The organism is Zhengella mangrovi (genome assembly GCF_002727065.1).
GTDB lineage: Bacteria > Pseudomonadota > Alphaproteobacteria > Rhizobiales > Rhizobiaceae > Zhengella > Zhengella mangrovi.
The window spans coordinates 421,849-442,177 of record NZ_PDVP01000001.1 but is presented as its reverse complement, the minus strand read 5'-3'; the positions used below and the strand labels follow the sequence as shown (position 1 = coordinate 442,177).

23 protein-coding genes are annotated in these 20,329 nt (G+C 66.0%); 9 read left to right on the top strand and 14 right to left on the bottom strand.

The genetic code is table 11. The features are described from left to right. Positions 1-124 precede the first annotated feature (124 nt). On the top strand, positions 125-856 hold the full coding sequence (locus tag CSC94_RS24970; protein WP_245408226.1) for a helix-turn-helix transcriptional regulator: 732 nt from the start codon (positions 125-127) through the stop codon (positions 854-856). A 248-nt stretch (positions 857-1,104) separates the two neighbouring features. On the opposite strand, the gene CSC94_RS02140 is transcribed toward CSC94_RS24970, so the two are convergent. Continuing rightward, positions 1,105-2,025: a pirin family protein gene (locus CSC94_RS02140; RefSeq protein WP_099303957.1), complete on the bottom strand. Its 921-nt coding sequence runs from the start codon at positions 2,023-2,025 to the stop codon at positions 1,105-1,107. Between the two features lie 237 nt (positions 2,026-2,262). Here CSC94_RS02140 and CSC94_RS02135 point away from each other — a divergent pair, with 237 nt between their 5' ends. Next, positions 2,263-2,568 (top strand): hypothetical protein, encoded by a 306-nt coding sequence (locus tag CSC94_RS02135; protein ID WP_133122808.1) that lies wholly within the window; start codon positions 2,263-2,265, stop codon positions 2,566-2,568. Between the two features lie 15 nt (positions 2,569-2,583). Here CSC94_RS02135 and coaBC read toward each other — a convergent pair whose 3' ends face one another. The 3 genes from coaBC to ubiE form a co-directional block, all read right to left on the bottom strand. After that, positions 2,584-4,005 (bottom strand): bifunctional phosphopantothenoylcysteine decarboxylase/phosphopantothenate--cysteine ligase CoaBC, encoded by a 1,422-nt coding sequence (coaBC, locus tag CSC94_RS02130; RefSeq protein WP_099303251.1) that lies wholly within the window; start codon positions 4,003-4,005, stop codon positions 2,584-2,586. 65 nt (positions 4,006-4,070) lie between these two features. Further along, on the bottom strand, positions 4,071-5,645 hold the full coding sequence (gene ubiB, locus CSC94_RS02125; protein WP_099303249.1) for a 2-polyprenylphenol 6-hydroxylase: 1,575 nt from the start codon (positions 5,643-5,645) through the stop codon (positions 4,071-4,073). Between the two features lie 7 nt (positions 5,646-5,652). Beyond that, entirely contained in the window at positions 5,653-6,429 is a 777-nt protein-coding gene (gene ubiE, locus CSC94_RS02120; RefSeq protein WP_099303247.1) for a bifunctional demethylmenaquinone methyltransferase/2-methoxy-6-polyprenyl-1,4-benzoquinol methylase UbiE, read from the bottom strand. A gap of 138 nt (positions 6,430-6,567) precedes the next feature. Here ubiE and CSC94_RS02115 point away from each other — a divergent pair, with 138 nt between their 5' ends. Beyond that, on the top strand, positions 6,568-7,539 hold the full coding sequence (locus tag CSC94_RS02115) for an adenosine deaminase (protein ID WP_099303955.1): 972 nt from the start codon (positions 6,568-6,570) through the stop codon (positions 7,537-7,539). On the opposite strand, the gene CSC94_RS02110 is transcribed toward CSC94_RS02115, so the two are convergent. Then, positions 7,511-8,254 carry a Crp/Fnr family transcriptional regulator gene (locus tag CSC94_RS02110; protein ID WP_099303245.1) on the bottom strand — a complete coding sequence of 248 codons (744 nt, stop codon included), beginning with the start codon at positions 8,252-8,254 and terminating at the stop codon, positions 7,511-7,513. The two genes, CSC94_RS02115 and CSC94_RS02110, sit on opposite strands and share 29 nt — an antisense overlap. 142 nt (positions 8,255-8,396) lie before the next feature. On the opposite strand from CSC94_RS02110, the gene upp reads away from it, so the two are divergent. Together upp and CSC94_RS02100 are read left to right on the top strand one after the other, a co-directional pair. Continuing rightward, positions 8,397-9,026 carry a uracil phosphoribosyltransferase gene (gene upp, locus CSC94_RS02105; protein ID WP_099303243.1) on the top strand — a complete coding sequence of 210 codons (630 nt, stop codon included), beginning with the start codon at positions 8,397-8,399 and terminating at the stop codon, positions 9,024-9,026. Positions 9,027-9,185: 159 nt separating this feature from the next. Then, on the top strand, positions 9,186-9,737 hold the full coding sequence (locus CSC94_RS02100; protein ID WP_099303241.1) for a TIGR02281 family clan AA aspartic protease: 552 nt from the start codon (positions 9,186-9,188) through the stop codon (positions 9,735-9,737). A gap of 13 nt (positions 9,738-9,750) precedes the next feature. Here CSC94_RS02100 and deoA read toward each other — a convergent pair whose 3' ends face one another. The 8 genes from deoA to CSC94_RS02060 are packed head-to-tail and all read right to left on the bottom strand — an operon-like array spanning position 9,751 to position 17,527. Continuing rightward, the gene (gene deoA / locus CSC94_RS02095; RefSeq protein WP_099303239.1) at positions 9,751-11,064 is read right to left on the bottom strand and encodes a thymidine phosphorylase; all 1,314 of its coding nucleotides are present in this window, start codon (positions 11,062-11,064) and stop codon (positions 9,751-9,753) included. Further along, positions 11,064-11,831 carry a deoxyribose-phosphate aldolase gene (deoC, locus tag CSC94_RS02090; RefSeq protein WP_099303237.1) on the bottom strand — a complete coding sequence of 256 codons (768 nt, stop codon included), beginning with the start codon at positions 11,829-11,831 and terminating at the stop codon, positions 11,064-11,066. Before deoC ends, deoA begins: the two co-directional genes overlap by 1 nt. Then, positions 11,824-12,630 (bottom strand): purine-nucleoside phosphorylase, encoded by an 807-nt coding sequence (locus CSC94_RS02085; RefSeq protein ID WP_099303235.1) that lies wholly within the window; start codon positions 12,628-12,630, stop codon positions 11,824-11,826. The genes deoC and CSC94_RS02085 overlap by 8 nt, the downstream gene beginning before the upstream one ends. Further along, entirely contained in the window at positions 12,627-13,019 is a 393-nt protein-coding gene (locus CSC94_RS02080) for a cytidine deaminase (RefSeq protein WP_099303233.1), read from the bottom strand. The genes CSC94_RS02085 and CSC94_RS02080 overlap by 4 nt, the downstream gene beginning before the upstream one ends. 1 nt (position 13,020) lies before the next feature. After that, a complete protein-coding gene (locus CSC94_RS02075) occupies positions 13,021-13,995 on the bottom strand; it encodes an ABC transporter permease (RefSeq protein WP_099303231.1) in 975 nt (324 codons plus the stop codon). Beyond that, the gene (locus tag CSC94_RS02070) at positions 13,995-15,137 is read right to left on the bottom strand and encodes an ABC transporter permease (protein ID WP_099303229.1); all 1,143 of its coding nucleotides are present in this window, start codon (positions 15,135-15,137) and stop codon (positions 13,995-13,997) included. The genes CSC94_RS02075 and CSC94_RS02070 overlap by 1 nt, the downstream gene beginning before the upstream one ends. Continuing rightward, positions 15,138-15,995, bottom strand: a complete 858-nt coding sequence (locus CSC94_RS02065) for a hypothetical protein (protein WP_099303227.1) — start codon at positions 15,993-15,995, stop codon at positions 15,138-15,140. It abuts the gene before it with no gap. After that, complete coding sequence (locus CSC94_RS02060) at positions 15,992-17,527, bottom strand: ABC transporter ATP-binding protein (protein WP_099303226.1); 1,536 nt, start codon at positions 17,525-17,527, stop codon at positions 15,992-15,994. The genes CSC94_RS02065 and CSC94_RS02060 overlap by 4 nt, the downstream gene beginning before the upstream one ends. Before the next feature lie 130 nt (positions 17,528-17,657). Between CSC94_RS02060 and CSC94_RS02055 the strand changes: the two genes are divergently transcribed. The 4 genes from CSC94_RS02055 (at position 17,658) to CSC94_RS02040 (ending at position 19,777) form a co-directional block, all read left to right on the top strand. Next, positions 17,658-18,830 carry an iron-containing alcohol dehydrogenase gene (locus CSC94_RS02055; protein ID WP_099303224.1) on the top strand — a complete coding sequence of 391 codons (1,173 nt, stop codon included), beginning with the start codon at positions 17,658-17,660 and terminating at the stop codon, positions 18,828-18,830. Between the two features lies 1 nt (position 18,831). Further along, positions 18,832-19,278, top strand: a complete 447-nt coding sequence (locus tag CSC94_RS02050) for an acyl-CoA thioesterase (protein WP_099303222.1) — start codon at positions 18,832-18,834, stop codon at positions 19,276-19,278. Beyond that, entirely contained in the window at positions 19,275-19,484 is a 210-nt protein-coding gene (locus CSC94_RS02045; protein WP_099303220.1) for a SlyX family protein, read from the top strand. The genes CSC94_RS02050 and CSC94_RS02045 overlap by 4 nt, the downstream gene beginning before the upstream one ends. Positions 19,485-19,558: 74 nt before the next feature. Continuing rightward, a complete protein-coding gene (locus CSC94_RS02040; RefSeq protein WP_133122807.1) occupies positions 19,559-19,777 on the top strand; it encodes a hypothetical protein in 219 nt (72 codons plus the stop codon). Positions 19,778-19,803: 26 nt separating this feature from the next. Here CSC94_RS02040 and CSC94_RS02035 read toward each other — a convergent pair whose 3' ends face one another. Then, positions 19,804-20,328, bottom strand: coding sequence for a methylated-DNA--[protein]-cysteine S-methyltransferase (locus CSC94_RS02035; protein ID WP_099303953.1), 525 nt, complete (start codon positions 20,326-20,328; stop codon positions 19,804-19,806). Position 20,329 lies beyond the last annotated feature (1 nt).

The following is a 20,329-nucleotide window of genomic DNA, read 5'->3' as shown; positions in this document are numbered from 1 at the left end:
TTACTTTCAATATTTCCGTTCTGACTGATACACGGACTGCTTATTCTCCTAATACGGGAATTTTACCGTATTGATGTTGCTTCTATTCAATGAAAAGTAGCACTCATCATGCAGGGGGAAGACAGTGTCACGTGGCGGAACGGCGGATCGAACGGTTCTCGCCAGGGTATTCGAGGTTGCCTGGGAGGGGCTGGCCTCCGATCTCCTGGAATTCCGGATCGGCGCCATGTTCTATGGCATCAGCCATGTCCAGTCGCAATTGAACGGCACGGACGGACATGCGCGGTTCGCCATCTGGAAAACAACGCCGCCGGATGCGTGCCTGGATGCGGTGACCGTGCGCGGCATTGCCGAGGGCGACTTCTCGGTCCTCCGGGTGTTCGAATCCGACGAGCCGACGCTCTGGTCCGCCATGCCGACACTGCGCGGCCGGGGCAAGATCCAGGCGGATGCGGCGCCCACGGAATCCGGCAGCCTCACGCCCGTCGGCGTCACCATTCCCGTTTTCGCGCACGACACCTCCCTATGCGGCGGCTTCGGCCTGTGTGCCTGCGACAGTCCGGCCAGGGAATTCGAGGCCACCTGGCACGACAACGCCCGGCAGATCATCACGCGCGTGCAGGATTTCGACGCGGATTTCCGCGCCACGTTCGCGCGGCTGACTTTCGCACTGTCCGAGCGGGAGCGGTCGGTGCTGTCCCACGCGGCAGCCGGCCTGACCAGCGACCAGATCGCCTATCGCATGAACCTGTCGCGCAAGACGGTGGAGGCCTATCTCGTTTCCGCGCGCAAGAAGATGCGGTCCAACAACACCACGGAGGCGGCGGCCAAGGCGATATTCTTCAACCTGCTCTAGCGTGCAGCCATCGAGCGCGGGACCCGCTCTCGAACCCGGATTGCAGCCCGTTCCGGCGAGACCGCCATTCAGAGCTTGCTCTGCCGGCAACGCGATGGGCGGAGCCCGCAGCAACACGAGCGAACCGGGAATTTACGGGATTTCATCACCTAAACATCTTTGACTGAAAATAAAATTGCCAAATCCGCGTTGCTTGTCCCGAACGCGGCATTTCGCCCGGCGGACGGTGTCCGCCGGGCCTTTTTCGGTCACTCGAACCGGGCGCCTTCGCGGATGAAGGAGCCGTTGTGCAATTCCCGGAAGGCCTGCGCGAGTTCTTCCTGGGTGTTCATGACGATCGGGCCATGCCAGGCGACCGGCTCGCGGATCGGCTTGCCGGAAACCAGCAGGAAGCGGACGCCCTTTTCGCCCGCCTGAACCGTCACTTCGTCACCGGTGTCGAAGATAACGAGCGTGCGGTTGCCGGACATGTCGCGAACATGGACCTCCTCGCCGGCAACTTCCTTTTCCACCAGCACGCCGAAGGGACGGGAGGCATCGCGGAAAGTCGCCGAGCCTTCGAAAATGTAGGCGAAGGCATTGCGGTAGGTATCGACCTTGAAGGTCTTTCGCTTGCCGGCCGGCACGGTGATATCGAGATACTGCGGGTCGGCGGCGATGCCGTCCACGGGGCCGGTCTTGCCCCAGAACTCGCCGACAACCACGCGGACCTTCGTGCCGTCGTCATCAATGACCTCGGGAATTTCCTTGGCCTGGATGTCCTGGTAGCGCGGGCTGGTCATCTTGCGGTCGGCGGGCAGGTTGGCCCAGAGCTGGAAGCCATGCATGCGGCCGAAGGCATCACCCTTCGGCATTTCCTGGTGCAGGATGCCGGACCCGGCCGTCATCCATTGCACGGAACCGGCGCCAAGCGTGCCGGCATTGCCCAGGCTGTCGGCGTGATCCACCGTGCCGGCCAGCACATAGGTGATGGTCTCGATGCCGCGGTGCGGATGCCATGGGAACCCGGCCGCGTATTCCTCCGGGCGGTCGTTGCGGAAATCGTCCATCATCAGAAACGGGTCGGTCAGCGAGGGGTCGCCGAAGCCGAAGACGCGGTGAAGATGAACGCCTGCCCCTTCGAGCGTGGGACGGGTGCCGGAAATCTGCCTGATCGGTCGAATGGACATGGTCATGCCCTCCTTGAAAGGTTTTCCTGAAAATAGGCAGCCGCGCCCCCGGCGCAATGCATCCGATCGCAACGGATTGTTCAACAGATCGGTGCAGGCTTGCAAGCCGTCCCGGGAACGCACGTGCCTAGAACTCGTTCAAATACAAGACGTCACAAGACGGCCACGATCTGTCTTCCTTCTTCCCGGCCGCAACCGGACAGGCAGATGGTCCTGCCGCCAGCCATGGAGACGACCATGAAGCTTCTTGCCCTGCTTGCCGGCCTTTCGGCCGCCCTCGCCACCCCTGCCCTTGCCGACGACCACCGGCATCATCGCGATGACGGGCGGGCGTGGATGGCTGAACGTGTCTTCGTTTACCGCGACTCATCCGGACAGTTGCAACAGGGAAGCTGGCGCGTGGTCGAAGGCTCGCAATCGCGCTGCCAGTCAGCAGCGGCACGGGCAGACAACCAGATTCAGCAAAGTTACGGGGGCGGCCTGCTCGAAAACAAGCGCTACACGCCCTGCCACCAGATCGTGACCCGCTCTTCGCCGAACTGACTCAGCGGCGCCGCCTCATACGGTGATGGTTTCGAGCCGCTCGGCAATCATCGCCGCCAGCCGCTCAGCCACCTGATCCTTGCCCATTTCGGGCCACGTCTCCTCGCCGGAGGCGGACACGATGACGACCCGGTTGCGGTCGGCGCCCATCACGCCCGTTTCGCCAATGCCGGTTCCCGCCGATACGTCGTTGGCGACGATCAGGTCGGCACCCTTGCGTGCCAGCTTGCCGCGGGCATGCTCGACCACACCGTGGGTTTCGGCAGCAAAGCCGATAACAAGGCGCGGACGGTTCTCGTGATGGCCGACCGTCTTCAGGATGTCCGGGTTCTCGGTCAGCCGCAGTTCCGGCGCACCGGCAGACCCTTCCTTCTTGATCTTCTGCGCCGCGGCGTTCTCCACGCGGTAATCGGCAACGGCGGCGACGAACACGCCGGCTTCAGCCGGCAGCAGGGTTTCGACGGCCTGCATCATCTCGCGCGCGCTTTCCACGTGGGTCACCGCCACGCCGGCGGGGTCGGGTATCGATACGGGACCGGAGACGAGACGCACGTCGGCCCCGAGCCTGGCGAGCGCCGCGGCAATGGCATGCCCCTGCTTGCCCGACGAACGGTTGGCGATGTAGCGCACCGGGTCGATCGGCTCGTGGGTCGGTCCCGAGGTCACGATGACGCGCTTGCCCTTGAGCGGCTTCGGGGCGCGGTCGAGCATGGTTTCCACGGCGGCGACGATCTGCATGGGTTCCGCCATGCGCCCTTCGCCGGCCTCGCCGCTCTCGGCCATTTCGCCCCGGCCCGGGCCAACGAAGGCGATGCCGTCGCCGGCCAGCGTGGCACGGTTGCGCCGCGTCGCGGCATGGGTCCACATGGCGGGGTTCATGGCGGGGGCGACAAGGACCGGGCGGTTGGTGGCCAGCAGCACGGCGGATGCCAGGTCATTGGCCAGGCCATTGGCCATCTTTGCCATCAGGTCCGCGGTGGCAGGGGCAACGACGATGAGGTCGGCTTCCCGCGCCAGGCGGATATGGCCGACATCCTGTTCGTCCTCACGCGAGAAGAGATCGGTGAAGACCCGGTCCGCCGTGAGCGCGCCGACCGCTAATTCGGTGATGAACTCGCGGGCCGCGGCTGTCATGATGCAGCGAACGCCTGCCCCGCGCTCACGCAGCCGGCGGATCAGGTCAAGGCACTTGTAGGCGGCAATCCCGCCCCCGATGACCAGCAGGACGCGGCGGCCGGCCAGCGTCTGGCGGATGCCCGACGCCGTCTCGACCGGCGCGGATGCCGGCGTGACGGCCGGAGGAAGGTCCGTCGCGGCCGCGAGTTCGGCGAGGTAGATCCGTGCCTCTTCCTCCATCGACCGGCCATTGGCCGCCGCCCGCAGGCGCAGCGCGTCCTTGATTGCCGGGTCGAGATTGCGAATGGTGATCGAAGCCATGATTGCACTCCGCAAGCAAGATGATTGCGATGCAATCACATTGTCCACGCAAAGGCAATCGGCGTTCAGCTGACCTGCCAGGCAATCCAGATGGCGCAGGCGGCGATGACCCACAGGGCGATCCGGCCCGACCGGGTGTGACGGGCCTCGGCCTTGCCGATCGCGCGAGCCGTTTCCTCGTCGAAGCGCAGGCCGTTCTCGGCCATGGCATCGATCTCGCGCGAGAGGCGTTCGGCGCGACGGGAAAATTCCGGGGCCTGGCGGGCAAGGCTGACGAGGGCGCCGATCCCCTCGCGGGCGTCCTCGGCCATGCCGCGGGGGCCAAGATTGGCGCGGATCCAGTCACCGACCACCGGTTCGGCGGTCTTCCACATGTTGAAGGCGGGATCGAGCTCGCGGGCGACGCCCTCCACGACAACCATGGTCTTCTGCAACAGGAGCAGTTCGGGCCGCGTCTCCATGTCGAAGAGTTCCGTCACTTCGAAAAGCAGGGTGAGCAGCTTCGCCATGGAAATGGTCTCGGCCGACTGGCCATGGATCGGTTCACCAATGGCCCGGATGGCCTGGGCGAAGCTGGCGACATCATGGCGCTCGGGCACATAGCCGGCCTCGAAATGCACCTCGGCGACGCGGCGATAGTCGCGGGTGATGAAGCCGTAGAGAATTTCGGCCAGGAAGCGGCGTTCCTTCTTGCCGATACGCCCGGCAATGCCAAGGTCGACGGCAACGATGTGTCCGGCATCGTCGACGAAAAGGTTGCCGGGGTGCATGTCGGCGTGGAAGAAGCCGTCGCGCAGGGCGTGGCGCAGGAAGGACTGGATAATGGTGGCGGCCAGTTTTTCCAGGTCGTGACCGGAGGCACGCAAGGCCTCGATGTTCGACATCTTGATGCCGTCGATCCATTCCATCGTCAGCACATCGCGGCCGGTCCGTTCCCAGTCGACCAGTGGCAGGCGGAACCCCGGATCCTCGGCTGTGTTGGCGGCCATTTCCGACAGGGCGGCAGCCTCCAGGCGCAGATCCATCTCGATCCGCGTGGAGCGCTCCAGCGTCCGCGTCACCTCGACAGGGCGCAGGCGGCGCGTGGCCGGGATAAAGCGCTCCTGGAGTTGCGACAGCAGCAGAAAGGCCTCGTTGTCATGGGCGAAACGCTCGCGGACGCCGGGACGGATGACCTTGACCGCAACCTTGCGCCAGCCGTTGATGTCGTCCACCTCGCCGGGATGGACCTGGGCGATGGAGGCAGCGGCAATCGGCGGATCGAAACGGGAAAAAACGTCCTCGACGGGACGGCCGAGCGAGGTTTCCACCGCCTTGCGGGCCGCGGTCTCGGGGAAGAAGTCCATCCGGTCCTGCAGGTGGGCGAGATCGAGGGCGATCTCGCGTCCGACGACATCCGGCCGGGTGGCCATGAACTGGCCGAGCTTCACGTAGGACGGTCCGAGGCGGTTCAGCGCCCGGGACATGCGCTCGGACCGGTCGCGCTCCCGCACGCGGCGGCGCGCGAGCAGCCTGGCGGCCTGCCAGCCGAGGCGCGGCAGGCCTTCGAGGTGCTCGCCCGGTGCGGCGGCGATGACGCCTTCGCGGACCATGATCCAGCCCGCGCGGGCCAGCCGGAAATATGCGCCGATCGTGCTCATCGTATGGTTACAGTTTCCAGCCGGAATGAAGCGCGCAGATGCCGCCGGAATAGTCGCGCCAGGTGACGCGTTCGAAACCGGCGCGCCCGATCATGGTGGCGAAATCGCGCTGGTTGGGGAACTTGCGGATGGATTCGACGAGGTACCGGTAAGGCTCGCCATCGCCGGTGACCGCCTGCCCGATGCGCGGAATGGCATTGAAGGACCAGGCTTCGTAGATGCGATCGAGGAAGGGCATGTCGACGTCGGAAAATTCGAGCACCATGATCCGGCCGCCAGTCTTGAGCACCCGGTAGGCTTCCGCCAGTGCCACCTCGATACGCGGCACGTTGCGGATGCCGAAGGCGATCGTGTAGGCGTCGAAGGTCTCGTCGGCGAAGGGCAGTTCCTCCGCGTTGGCCTCGACGAAGGTGACCAGCCCGTCCAGCCCGCGCTTCGCAGCACGGTCCTGGCCCACGGCCAGCATGGAGCCGTTGATATCCAGGACCGTTGCCTCGGCGTTGCGGCCGGAGGCTTCGAGGATGCGGAAGGCGATGTCGCCGGTGCCGCCGGCAACGTCGAGCACACGCCAGCCCGGCCGCTTCGGCGGGTTGAGCCATGCGACCATGGCATCCTTCCAGGCCCGGTGCAGGCCGGCCGACATCAGGTCGTTCATGATGTCGTAACGCTCGGCGACCTTGTGGAAGACCTCGTTGACGAGCCCCTGTTTCTGGCCGCTGTCCACCGTGCGGAAGCCGTAGCTCGTCTCCATGCCGCCGGCGGCGGTTGTCCGGTTGCCTGACATTGATATCCACCTTCAAATTCGCGCGGGACCATAGAAGATAAATCCCGGCCGCGCTATCGTGAAAACCGCGATGAAGCGGCGCATGCAAGGACGCCGCGCGCATCAGGCGCGACCGACGGAGGGGAAATGCCGGTGTCCATGCTGCCCAAGGCCGAAATCCATTGCCATATCGAGGGCGCGGCCGCCCCGGCCCTCGTGCTCAGGCAAGCCAAAAAATACGGCGCCGACATGTCGGCTTTCATCCGCGACGGCGCATATGTCTGGCAGGATTTCACCAGTTTCCTTGCAGCCTATGACGCAGCCGCGGCCCTGTTCCGCACCGCCGACGACTACGCCCTGCTGGCCGAGGACTACCTGACGGGAATAGCGGCGGAAGGCGCCATTTACGCGGAGTTCTTCACCTCGCCGGACCATGCCCGGCACGCTGGCCTTTCCCCCGAAGCCTACACGGAGGGCCTGGCGGAAGGCATGGCGCGGGCGAAGGCCCGAACCGGCATCGAATCGCGCCAGATCGTCACCGGCGTCCGGCATTTCGGCGTGGATTCGGTGATGGATGCCGCCCGTTTCGCCACCACCTGCGACCGGTCCGTCGTTTCCGGATTCGGCATGGCGGGTGACGAACGCCTGGGCAACCTTGCCGATTTCGTGCCGGCCTTCGACCTTGCCCGCGATGCCGGGCTCGGCATCACCGTGCATGCCGGCGAATTGTGCGGCTGGGAAAGCGTGGCCAGCGCGCTGGACCACATCCATCCCTCGCGCATCGGGCACGGGGTGCGCGCCATCGAGAACCCGGACCTGGTGCGGCGGATCGCGGACGAGGGCGTCGTGCTGGAATGCTGCCCAGGCTCCAACATCGCGCTGGATGTCTTCCCCTCCTTCGCCGACCATCCGTTCCCGGCCCTGATGCAGGCCGGCTGCCGCGTAACGCTGAATTCCGACGACCCGCCCCATTTCCATTCCACGATCGGGCGCGAATACGCCATCGCGCAGGAGCATTTCGGCCTTGACGACCAGGCGCTGCTCGAGATCACGCGCACGGCGCTGGAGGCCGCGTTCGTCGACGATGCGACGCGGGCAGCCCTCATGGCGCGGCTGGACAATCGCGGATAGGCACACCCGGGGCCGTTGCCGCTGCGCGGACGGCCATTTCCAAGAAACGTCGGTTGGCCCGGCCAAGCTTGCGGCGGATGTCGCGGGAGAGGCCGGCCTCCAGCGCCAGCGCGGTCGGATCACCGCGCCCTGCGAGCGCGCGCAGCCGTTCGGCATCCATCATCCATACGCGCGCCGGCGTGACTGCCACGACCGTGGCGGTGGCAGGGTCACCGCTCATGGCGGAGAATTCGCCGATGATCTCGCCCTTGCCGCAATGGCCGATGTGCCGCCGATCGATCATCACGCCAACCTCGCCGGCGGCGATCCAGGCCAGGCTGGCGACCGGTTCGCCCTGCCTTACCAGGATCGTGCCCTGCGCCAGGTCCGTCCATGCTCCCTGGCGGATGAAGCGGAGACTTGCCGCCGGCGGGAGACCCGGCAGGAGGTTGTCGGCGAGCGCCCGTTCCTCGTTCGAGAACACCGTGCGGCGATCGGCCAGCCAGGTCCAGCCGAGTTGCACCAGGTTGGTGGTGATCAGCAGGCTTTCCCAGAAGGTCGAGACCGGGTCGTTCAGGATCGCGGCCGCGTAGGTGATGCCGACGACGGCCGAGGCGACCACAAGCAGCCGCAGGAGGACCATGCGGCGCATGGCCATGGAAAGCACGAGGAGCAGGTAGGAGGCATGGCCGAGCATGCCGCCGGCCGAGAAGGCCGATTCGAAGGTCAGGTCCATAGCTTGTCACCGGCGCGGGAAATGCGCGACGACCCCACGGGACCTTTCATACAAAAACTGTGGCAGGCGGGCAGTGACCGGTGGCACAGGCGCGCCCATGCCGCTACTCTTGCCGGCAAGAAACGTCCTACCGGAGAAGAACATGGCGAACGTCACCGTCGTCGACCACCCGCTTGTGCAGCACAAGCTGACCATCATGCGCGACAAGGGAACCTCGACAGCCGGGTTCCGCCGCCTGCTCAAGGAAATCTCGCACCTGCTCTGCTACGAGGTGACGCGCAACCTGGAACTGACGACCAAGCGCATCGAGACGCCGCTGATGGAAATGGATGCGCCGACGCTGGAAGGCAAGAAGCTGGTCTTCGCCTCGGTGCTGCGCGCCGGCAACGGTCTGCTCGAAGGGATGCTGGACCTGGTACCGGCCGCCCGGGTGGCGCATATCGGCCTCTACCGCGACCATGAGACGCTGGAGGCAGTGGAATATTACTTCAAGGCGCCAGGCGAACTCGACAACCGTCTCGTGATCGTGGTCGACCCGATGCTCGCCACGGCAAACTCGGCCATCGCGGCGGTGGAGAAGCTGAAGGAACGCGGCGCCAACAACCTGCGTTTCGTCTGCCTGCTGGCGGCACCCGAAGGCATCGAGAACTTCGGCAGGGCCCATCCGGACGTGCCGGTCTACACCGCGGCCATCGACAGCCACCTCAATGAGAAAGGCTACATCGTTCCGGGTCTCGGCGATGCCGGCGACCGCATGTACGGCACGAAATAGCCGCGACCCGCCGAGGGGTCGCGCCCGGACGGAAGGACGGCGCACCCGGCAACCGGTCATTAACGATGCCCGCGGAAAGCGCACGGGCGCTGTCCGGGATTAACCGGGGAGCGACGCAAACCGGCTAAACAGGCACGCGAGAGGAAAACCCCGCGTGCCATGATGAAGAAACTTGTTCTGCTCAGCACATTCGTCGGCCTGTCGGCATCCGTTCCGATGCTGATCCAGTCCAATCCCGATCTGGTGGCCTCGGTTGCGGCCAAGAGAGAAGCTCCGCAACAGACGCAGCTTGCCACGGTCGGGCCGATCAGGAAGCGCACCGTGCAAGGACCGTTGTCCGGGCGGAGCCACGCGGTCCGGATCGACGAACTAGGGCATTTCCGGGACGAGTTCCGCCTGAATGGACGCCGCGTCAAGGCCCTGATCGATACGGGCGCGACGCTGGTTGCCATCAACTCGTCAACGGCCCGGCGGATCGGGATCAAGCTCCAGCCATCGGACTATACCTACGAGGTCAACACGGCGAACGGAAAGGCGAAAGCCGCCGCGGCGATGATCGATCTCATGCAGATCGGCCGGATCGAGGTGCGCAAGGTCAAGGCGGTCATCCTGGACGACAAGGCGCTTTCGGGTACGCTGGTCGGGATGAGCTTCCTGAAGCGCCTGGACAGCTTCGCCGTCCAGGGCAATACCCTTCAGCTGGAGCAGTAGGCGCCGCTGACCATCAGGCGGTGATCCGGCGGGATATGGCCCGTGCCGGCCGCTGCTTTTCGCGCGACACCGCCATCGCTGCTTCGATCGTGGCGATCGCCCTCTCCGCCTCGTCGCGATTGCGCGCATGGACACGGGCGAGCGGATCGCCCTTCGCCACCTTGCTGCCGACCGGCAGGACCGACGACAGTCCGACCAGCGGGTCGACCGGGTCGGCGGCGACCTGCCGTCCGCCGCCAAGTGCGACGACGGCCACGCCGATGGCGCGGGTATCGACGGCAGCAATGTAGCCGCCCGACGGCGCCGGGACATCCAGCTGAACCGGGGCGGCGCCGAGGTAATCTGCCGCCTTGTCGACGAAATCGGCAGGACCGCCGAGGCGGGCCACCATCCGGGCGAAGACCTCGGCCGCACGGCCGCTGTCCAGCGCGTCGATCGCGCGCGCGGCGCCTTCGTGGTTGGAGGCGGCGATGCCGCAGAGCTGGAGCATCTCGGCGGCCAGCGCCATGACCACACGCTCCAGTCGCTTGTCGCGGTGCTTTCCTGTCAGGAAGTCCACCGCGTTCTGCACCTCCAGCGCGTTGCCGACCGCGGAGGCCAGCGGTTCGTTCATGTCTGTCACCAGCGCATGAGTCTTCAGGCCCGCCCCGTTGGCCACATCGACCAGGCGGCGGGCCAGTTTCCCGGCCTCCCGCCCGGTCGCCATGAAGGCGCCGTTGCCCGACTTGACGTCGAGGACGAGAGATTGAAGGCCGGCGGCCAGTTTCTTCGACAGGATCGACGCCGTGATGAGCGGGATGGATTCGACCGTCGCCGTGACATCGCGAATGGCATAGAAGCGCTTGTCGGCCGGGGCGAGGTCGGCGGTCTGGCCGATGATGGCACAGCCGGTCTCCTTCACGCAGGCCCTGAAGAGCGCGTTGTCCGGCTGGCTCGTGTAGCCCGGGATCGAATCCATCTTGTCGAGCGTGCCGCCGGTATGGCCAAGCCCGCGGCCGGAAATCATCGGCACGAAGGCGCCGCAGGCGGCGACGATCGGCGCCAGCATGAGCGAGACATTGTCGCCGACGCCACCGGTCGAATGCTTGTCGGTGACGGGTCCGGGCAGATCGGACCAATCGAGCACCGTGCCGGAATCCCGCATGGCGAGCGTCAGTGCCACGCCCTCGTCCGGATTCATGCCGCGGAAATAGACAGCCATGGCAAAGGCCGCGACCTGGCCTTCGGATACATCGCCCGAAGCCAGGCCCGAGACGAGGTGGTTGATCTCCTCAAGCGTCAGGGCCTGGCCATCGCGCTTCTTGCGGATGATCTCGCGGGTCAGCATCAATAGCCGCCGTCAGCGGTCGGCTCGCCGGTTCCGACACCGAGATGGGCCAGGAGATCGCTCATGATCCCGGACGCGCCGATGCGGAAGGTCTGCGGCGTCGCCCAGCCGGCGCCCATGATCTCGTCGGCGAGGTCGAGGTAAGCCTTGCCATCGGCCAGCGTGCGCACGCCGCCGGACGGTTTCAGGCCGACCGGCTTTCCGGATGCGCGGATCTCCTCCAGCATGACACGGGCGGCTTCCAGCGAGGCGCCGTGAGCGGTCTTTCCGGTGGAAGTCTTGATGAACCCGGCGCCGCCGGCAATCGCGGCGCGCGCGGCGATGCGCACGTCATCCGGCCCGGCCATCTCGCCGCTTTCCAGGATGGCCTTGACCACCTGCCCGCCGGCTGCCTCGACGAAGGCCGCGACCTGGGCCGTCACGAAATCCGGGTCGGAGGGAATTTTCGCGCGGGTGATCACCATGTCGATCTCGTCCGCGCCCTGGCGGACAGCGCGGCGCGCCTCGTCGAGTGCTCCCTCGTACTGGTCCTTGCCGTCCGGGAAGTTGACCACCGTTGCGATACGGACGCCCGTTCCTTCCAGCCGTTCCCGGCACTGGGAGACGAACCGCGGCCAGACACAGACGGCGGCGACCGGGCCGGCGGGCGTCATCGCTCCGTCCAGCAGACGGTCGACATTGCCTTCGGTGCACTCGTTGCCGAGTTCGGTGTAGTCGAGGCAGGCTATGAGCCTGGCGGCCACGGCCGCTTCAGCCGATTCAGCCATTCAGTCCTCCTTCGGCCAGGGCCCTTCTCAGGATGGCGGCCAGCTTGCGGCCGCCCTGGGGAGCCATGTTCTTGGTTTCCTGGTGTGACAGTTCCGCACCCGTCATTCCGGCCGCGAAATTGGTGATCACCGAACAGGCCGCCACCCGCAGCCCGAGGAAGCGGGCCAGGATGACCTCCGGAACGGTGGACATGCCGACAGCCGTGGCACCCATGATGCGCGCCATGCGGATTTCCGCCGGTGTCTCGAAAGACGGTCCGGAGAACCACATGTACACGCCCTTGCCAAGGTCAAGACCCTCCGCCGCGGCGGCGCCTTCGATGGCAGCGCGCATGGCCGGATCATAGGCCTCCGTCAGGCCGACGAAACGGCGGTCCGTCGGTTCATGAAAGAGCGGGTTGGAGCCTGAAAAATTGATGTGGTCCTCGATCAGCATGACCCAGCCGGGCGGTATGGATTCGTCGAGAGAGCCGGCGGCATTGGTCAGCACGATCCGGTCGATCCCCAGCCCCTTGAGCACTTCCAGCGCCGGCCGCATCGCGGCGGCGTTGGCATGTTCATAGTAGTGGCTGCGGCCGGACAGCATGAGCACCGGCACACCGCCGAGGTGCCCGGCCACCACTTCGGCGGCGTGGCCCGTGACGCCGCTTTTCGGAAAGCCGTGCAGGTCGGCGTAGGGAATGCGCACCGCATCCTCGACGTCATTCACCAGGGTGCCGAGGCCGGAGCCGAGAACGAAGGCAATGCGTGGCGCGAGGCCATTGAGGCGCTCCACGAGGATATCAACGGACTGGTTCATCGGACGGCCTCTGTCTGGAAGGCAAGCGGGAGCATGTCGGCCATGGTCATCTCGTCAACGATGCCGGCCTGGTCGCACAGGTAGAGACGGGTCTGCGCCCCGGCGAACTCGGCCAGCCGCTGGCGGCAGCCGCCGCAGGGCGTGATACGGTCCATCTTCGCGGCCACCACGCAGATCTCGGCGATGTCGCCACCGCCATCCATGACGTAGTGCGCGAGCATGGTCGTTTCGGCGCACCAGCCCTCGGGAAACGACACGTTCTCGATGTTGGCACCAGCGTAGACGCGCCCGTCTGCGGTTCGCAGCGCGGCACCGACAGGGAACTTCGAATAGGGTACATGGGCCTTGCCCATCGCCAACCTTGCGGCGGCGAACAGATCGTCGGCCATGTCAGCGTTCCTTGACATAAGGCACGCCACCGGCACGCGGCGGAATGGCCTTGCCGATGAAACCGGCGAGCAGGATCACGGTGAGGATGTAGGGCAGCGCCTGCATGAACTGGACGGGCACGGTGCCGATGACCGGCAGCGGCTTGCCCTGGAGCGAAATGCCAAGCGCCTCGAGGTAACCGAACAGGAGGCAGGCGAACATGGCATTGACCGGGCGCCACTTGGCGAAGATCAGCGCGGCCAGCGCGATAAACCCTTTTCCTGCCGTCATATCCTTCACGAATCCGGCGTTCTGGGCGACGGACAGGTAAGCGCCCGAGAACCCGCACAATATCCCCGTTATCATGACCGCGCGGTAGCGCAGGAACGTGACGGAGATGCCGGCCGTATCCACCGCGGCCGGGTTCTCGCCGACGGCGCGCAGGCGAAGGCCGAAGCGGGTGCGGAAAAGGACCCACCAGGTGACCGGCACCATGAGGAAGGCGAAATAGACCAGGATGTAATGGCCGGAGACCAGTTCCCGGTAGACGGGACCCAGAAGGGGCACGCCACCGAGACTGTCGGCAAAGGGAAGCGTGACGACGGAGAAGCGCTCGTCGCCGACCAGCGAAGGCGTGCGCCCGCCCTGCTTGAACCAGGCCTGGCCCAGGATGACGGCGCCGCCGGCGGCGATGAAGTTGATCGCGACGCCGGAGACGATCTGGTTGCCGCGCGCGGTGATCGAGGCAAAGCCGTGAACCAGCGCGAAACCGACCGAAACGAGGATGGCGAAGAACAGGCCGATCCAGGCCGAACCGAAGCTGGAGGCCGCCGCCGCGCCGGCAAAGGCACCGGCGAGCATCTTGCCCTCCAGGCCGATGTCGAACACGCCGGAGCGCTCCGAGTAGAGACCGGCGAGGCAGGCCAGCAGCAGCGGGACCGAGATGCGGATCGTGGAGTCGAGGACGTTGAGGCCGAGATAGAGGTGCCAATCCATCAGTGCGACTCCCCGCTGGCAATGGGTGCGGCGCGCACGTCTTCATGCAGGACACTGCCGAAGAAGGCCTGCACCGCCGGCCGGAAGAGGTTTTCCAGCGCACCGGCGAAAAGGATGACCAGGCCCTGGATGATGACGATCATGTCGCGGCTGATGTTGGGCATCTCGAAGGCAAGTTCCGCTCCGCCCTGGTAGAGCATGCCGAACAGGATGGATGCCGGGATGATGCCGGCCGGATGGGAGCGGCCCATCAGCGCGACGGCGATGCCGACGAAGCCCGCGCCGGTGACGAAATCAAGCTGCAGGCGGTGCTGGTCGCCCATGACCGGGTTCAGGGCCATCATGCCGGCGAGCGCGCCGGAAATCATCATGGTGATGACGATGATCCGCGTTTCGGAAATGCCGGCATAACGCGAGGCACGCGGGGAAAAGCCCTGGGTGCGGATCTCGTAGCCAAGCTTCGTGCGCCAGATCAGCAGCCAGACGAGGAAGCTCACCACCAGCGCGAGAACGAAGGAGAGGTTGAGCGGTGTGGACCGCAGCTTGAAGCCGAACATGGTGATCAGCCAGTCGAGCTTGGGCAGATGGGCCGCCGCCTCGAAGGTGCGGGTCTGCGGCGCCATGGAACCCAGCGGTTTCAGCGCGCCGACCAGCAGGTAGACCATCACCGAGGCGGCGATGAAGTTGAACATGATGGTGGTGATGACGATGTGGCTGCCGCGCCGGGCCTGGAGGATGGCCGGGATGAAGGCCCAGGCGCCGCCCAGCGCCGCGGAAGCGAGAATGGCCAGCGGAAAGTTGAGCCACCAGGGGAAGACGGTGTCGAAGGCGAGGCAGACGAGCGCCACGCCGAGACCGCCGATATAGGCCTGGCCCTCGCCGCCGATGTTGAACAGGCCACAGTGGAAGGCCACCGCCACCGACAGGCCGGTGAAGATGAAGTTGGTGGCGTAGAACAGCGTGTATCCGATGCCCGAGCCGGAGCCGAAGGCGCCGGAGACAAGGATTCCGGCGGCCTTGACCGGGTTCTCGCCGGCCAGCAGCACAACCAGACCCGAGACGAGGAAGGCGACCGTGAGGTTGATCAGCGGGATCAGCCCGTAATCGGCCCACGCGGGCAGTTTCGCATAGGGTGTCGCCATCTAGCGGCTCTCCTCCAGATACCCCTGTTCGGTCAGGAACTGCCTCAAGGCGGTGGGAAAATCGACGCGTTCGACCAGCCCTGCGGGGCAGTCGTTCTCGCGGGCGGGATCCTTGCAGCGGGTCATGCCCCAGTCGGGACCGGGATCGTAGGCGCTGCCGGCGAACTCGAGCGGACCGGCCTCGCCCAGGCGCACCAGGGTGGCGGCATAGGCCGCCAGCCAGGAATTGCGGGCTTCGCCGTTTTCCGGCAATTCGCCCATGTCATCGAGCCGCCGGCGCAACAATGGCGCATAGGCCGGTTCCGCGGTGACATCCTCCAGGTGGCCGTTGCGGATCGCCAGCACCTTCGGCGGTGCATAGGACATGGCGTAGGCGGCAAAACGATAGAGGAAAGCGTTGTCGTAGGTGACGATCTCGGCAAGGCCGTCGCCATCGACGTCCTGCGGATAGAGTGCTTCGGGATCGCCATCGAAGGCGCCGCCGTCCAGTGCGGTCCAGCCGCCAGCGGCCTTGTCATGCACGGTCACGGCGACGCAGCAATGCGCCCCGCCGGTCCACTGCGCGATGAAAACCTCCGGCGTGTCGTTGGCCTTGTCCATCTCCGCGAAGCGCACCTCGGGCAGTCCGATCGGGGAGAAAATGTCGCCATGCTCGCTCGAGGACACCTTCCGCGCGCCCTCGAACACGGTGACGCGCGCCGTATAGCCATTCTCGGGCGAGCCCGAGACGTTGGTCACGGCCGATATCCCGCCCTGGCGGACAAGGGTCGTCATGCCGTCAAGGTTGCCCTCCTGCGCGGAGCCGGGAATCGTGGCCAGTGCGTTCACCATGGCGGCGAGGACCAGGACTTGCCTCATTCGGCCGCCTCCTGGCCATCGGTGATGCCGGCCATGAGCAGGCCGAGTTCACCCTCGGTGGCATCGGGCCCGCGCTCGCCGGCAACCTGGCCAGCGAACATCACCAGGATGCGGTCCGACAGCGAGCGGATCTCGTCCAGCTCGACGGAGACGAGCAGCACGGCCTTGCCGGCATCGCGCATCTCGATGATGCGCTTGTGGATGAACTCGATGGCACCGACGTCGACGCCGCGGGTGGGCTGGGCGACGACGAGAACGGTCGGGTCCTGCTCCATCTCGCGGGCAAGGACGATCTTCTGCTGGTTGCCGCCGGAAAAATTCGCCGACTTCAGCCGGCAATTGGGCGGACGGATATCGTAGGCCTCGATCTTTGCGGCCGCATCCTTGCGGATGGCGTCGATATCGAGGAACGGGCCCTTCAGGTACTTCGCCTGGCCGTGATAGCCGAGGATGGAGTTCTCGGCCTCCTCGAAGGGCAGGACGAGGCCGGTGTAGTGACGGTCTTCCGGCACGTGGGCGAGGCCTCGGCGGCGCAGTTCCGCCGGGTCGGCGGAGCCGGTCACGTGGATCGGCAGTCCGTCGAGGAGCACACGTCCGGAAACCGCCTGGCGCATGCCGGCGATGGCCTCGATCAGCTCCGACTGGCCATTGCCCGCGACGCCGGCGATGCCGACGATCTCGCCCGCTCGGACCTCGAAGGAGACGTTGTTGACCATGGTCACGCCGCGCCGGTCGCGCACCGTCAGGTTCTCGACGGCCAGCTTGACGTCGCCGGGATGGGCCGGGCCCTTCTCGACGCGCAGCAGGACGTGGCGGCCGACCATCAGCTCGGCGAGTTCCTCGACGCTGGTTTCCGAGGTCTTGCGCGTGGCGACCATGGTGCCCTGGCGCATGACCGACACGTTGTCGGTGATCGCCATGATCTCGCGCAGCTTGTGGGTGATGAGGACGATGGTCTTGCCCTGTTCCTTCAACTGGGCGAGAACCCGGAACAGGTGATCGGCCTCGGCCGGCGTCAGCACGCCGGTCGGCTCGTCGAGGATGAGAATCTCGGCGCCGCGATAGAGCGCCTTGAGGATTTCCACGCGTTGCTGCAGGCCGACCGGCAGTTCCTCGATCACCGCCTCGGTATCGACCTCCAGCGCATAGGCCTCTTCCAGCTTGTGGAGTTCGGCGCGCGCGTCGGCGATGCTGCCGGTCAGCAACTGCCCGCCTTCGGCGCCCAGCATGACGTTTTCCAGGACGGTGAAGTTCTGCACCAGCATGAAGTGCTGGTGGACCATGCCGATGCCGATGGCGATGGCATCGTTGGGCGTGTGGATGGTGACCGGCTTGCCGCCGACACTGATGGAGCCGGAATCGGCCTGGTAGAAGCCATAGAGAATCGACATCAGGGTGGATTTCCCGGCGCCGTTCTCGCCGATGATGCCGTGGATGGTGCCCTGCTCCACCGTCAGGTTGATGTCTCGGTTGGCCTGGACGGGGCCGAAGCTCTTGTTGATGCCCGTCAGTTCGATGGCTGGCGCCGGCATGTGGCTGTCTTCCCCTTCTTACCGCCGGCTTTCTCCCATGTGAAACGTCGGGAAGGCGAACCGGTCTGTTGGCTTTAGTCTCGACTTTTCCGCCACGCCTTGTCAATTTCCGTTACGCGAGGAGGATCACATGAATCCATTTGTTTTCAACACCACCAAGAGCATCGTTTTCCGTGATGGCGCGGCGGCGGACCTGGCCGGCACGGCAGGCGGCCTGCTCGGACCGCGAATCCTGCTGGTCACCGACCCGGGCCTGCGCTCGCTGGGCCTGTGCGATCAGGCCATCGACTCGCTGACGAAGGCCGGCCATGCAGTCACGATCTACGACAAGGTGGAGGCCGATCCCTCGCGTGCCACGCTGATGGCGGCGACGGAAACGGCGCGCGACGCGGGCGTGACCGGCGTCGTCGGCTTCGGTGGCGGATCCTCGCTCGACATCGCCAAGCTCACCGCCCTGCTGGCCGGCTCCGGCGAGGATATCGACGCGGCGTGGGGCGTCGGCAACGCCAAGGGGCCGCGCCTGCCGCTGGTGCTCGTTCCGACGACCGCGGGAACCGGTTCAGAGGTGACGCCGGTGTCCATCATCACGGTGGAAGGCGACGAGAAACGCGGCGTCTCCTCGCCCGTCATCCTGCCCGACATCGCCGTCCTCGACGCCTCGCTGACACTCGGCCTGCCGGCCCACATCACCGCGGCGACCGGCGTCGACGCCATGGTTCACGCGATCGAGGCCTATGCCTCAAAAAGCGCCAACAACAATCCGCTGTCGCGGATGATCGCGAAACAGGCGCTGGAATTGCTCGGCGCGAACATCGAGGAAGCCGTGTTCAACGGGTCCAACCGCGAGGCCCGGGCCGCCATGCTGCTCGGCTCGATGCTGGCGGGCCAGGCCTTCGCGAATTCCCCCGTGGCAGCCGTGCATGCGCTGGCCTACCCGATCGGCGGCATCTTCCACGTGCCGCATGGCCTCTCCAACGCGCTCGTGCTGCCGCACGTCCTGCGCTTCAACGCCGCGGAGACGACCAACGGCTCCGAACGGCTCTACGCGGAGCTGGCGCCGCACGCCTTCCCGGACCTCGGGCAGGAAGGCGGGTCGCAGGCCACCTGCGCCGCCTTCATCGAGCGGCTGGCCGGACTTTCGGAAAAGCTGGGGCTGGAAACGCGGTTGCGGCAGGTCGGCATCGGCGAGGAGCATCTCGAGCAGATGGCGTCGGACGCGATGAAACAGACACGGCTGCTGGTCAACAATCCGCGCGAGGTCAGCGAAAGCGATGCGCTGGCCATCTACCGGGCGGCCTGGTGACATGAGCCGGCCCGTTCCCGCAAGCCGCGACGCCTACTTGGTGTTCCGCAGCATCACGACCCGCTGGTCGGACAACGATGTCTACGGGCACATGAACAATGTCGTGCACTATTCGCTGTTTGACACGGCGGTCAACGCCTGGCTGATCGAGGCCGGCGTGCTGGACATCCACGGTGGCGAACAGGTGGGCCTGGTCGTCGAGACGGGGTGCCGCTATTTCGCGGAAATGGCCTTCCCGGACGTGGTGACGGCGGGCATCCGGGTCGCCAAGCTCGGCACCTCGGCGGTGACCTACGAGATCGGCCTGTTCCGCAACGACGATGCCACGGCGGCGGCGGAAGGGCGGTTCGTCCATGTCTATGTCGACAAGGCGAGCCGCAAGCCGATGCCGCTCAATGCGCCGCTTCGCGCCCTTCTCGAAACCGCGCTCGCGGAACCCGCGTCATGATCGAGCACGAAAACCGCATCGCGGAGCTGGAAATGCGGGTCGCCGAACTGGAGCGCGCCAACGAGGAGCTTTCCACGCAACTGGCCGACCAGTGGAAGGTCGTGGAAGCGCAACGGGCGAAGATGGACGAGCTGATCCGGCGGTTCCTCACCGTGGAGCACGCCGTGCAACCGGAGATCCCGGTCGACAAGCCGCCGCACTGGTGAGCGTGGCCCCTCTACCGGCAACGGGAAAGCGGGCGTATCATCATGCCTTGCGAAACCGGGCAGGGATGACGGCGATGGCAGCGGCACGGAAGGCAGGCTTTGCTCTCCTGGGGGCGATCCTGGGCGCGGTCCTTGGCGGCTTCGTTGGTTTCGGCGCCGGGTTCGCCTATGTCGAACTGGCCAATGTCACCGATTTCGAGGGTGCTTCCGGGTATGCGGTGGTGTTCTGGAGCCTGCTGGGCGTGGTTGTCGGCCTTGTCACCGGGATCATTGTCGGCGTCCGCCGCGGCTGAGATCAACGGCTTCCTGGCGTGACCCGTCAGCCGAACAGGCCGAGCTGACGGCCCGGCTTCTGTGCCACCCGGTCCTCCAGGTCGAGAAGATACCGCTTGATGGCAAGCCCGCCGCCAAACCCGGTCAGCGAGCCGTCGGCGCCGATCACCCGGTGACACGGCACGACGATCGGCAGCGGATTGTCGCCGTTGGCTGCTCCTACGGCGCGGCTGGCGGAAACCGGTTCGCCAAGGCGCCGGGCGATGTCGCCGTAGGACGCGGTCTCGCCGTAGGGAATGCGGGTCAGTTCCCGCCACACCGCGAGCTGGAACGGCGAGCCCACCGGCTGAAGCGGCAGATCGAAGGCGGTCAGCCTGCCGGCGAAGTAGGCGTCGATCTGGCGGCGGTGCTCCGGCAGGATCGCGTCATCGCGCTGCCATTCAGCACGGGGCGAACGCTTCCCGTTGCCGGCGGGGAAGGACAGGACGTGCAGGACGTCACCGCGGCCGGCCATCAGCAGCGGACCGACGGGGCTTTCGTGCCATGTGTAGAGCAGAGCCGTGTTTTCCATG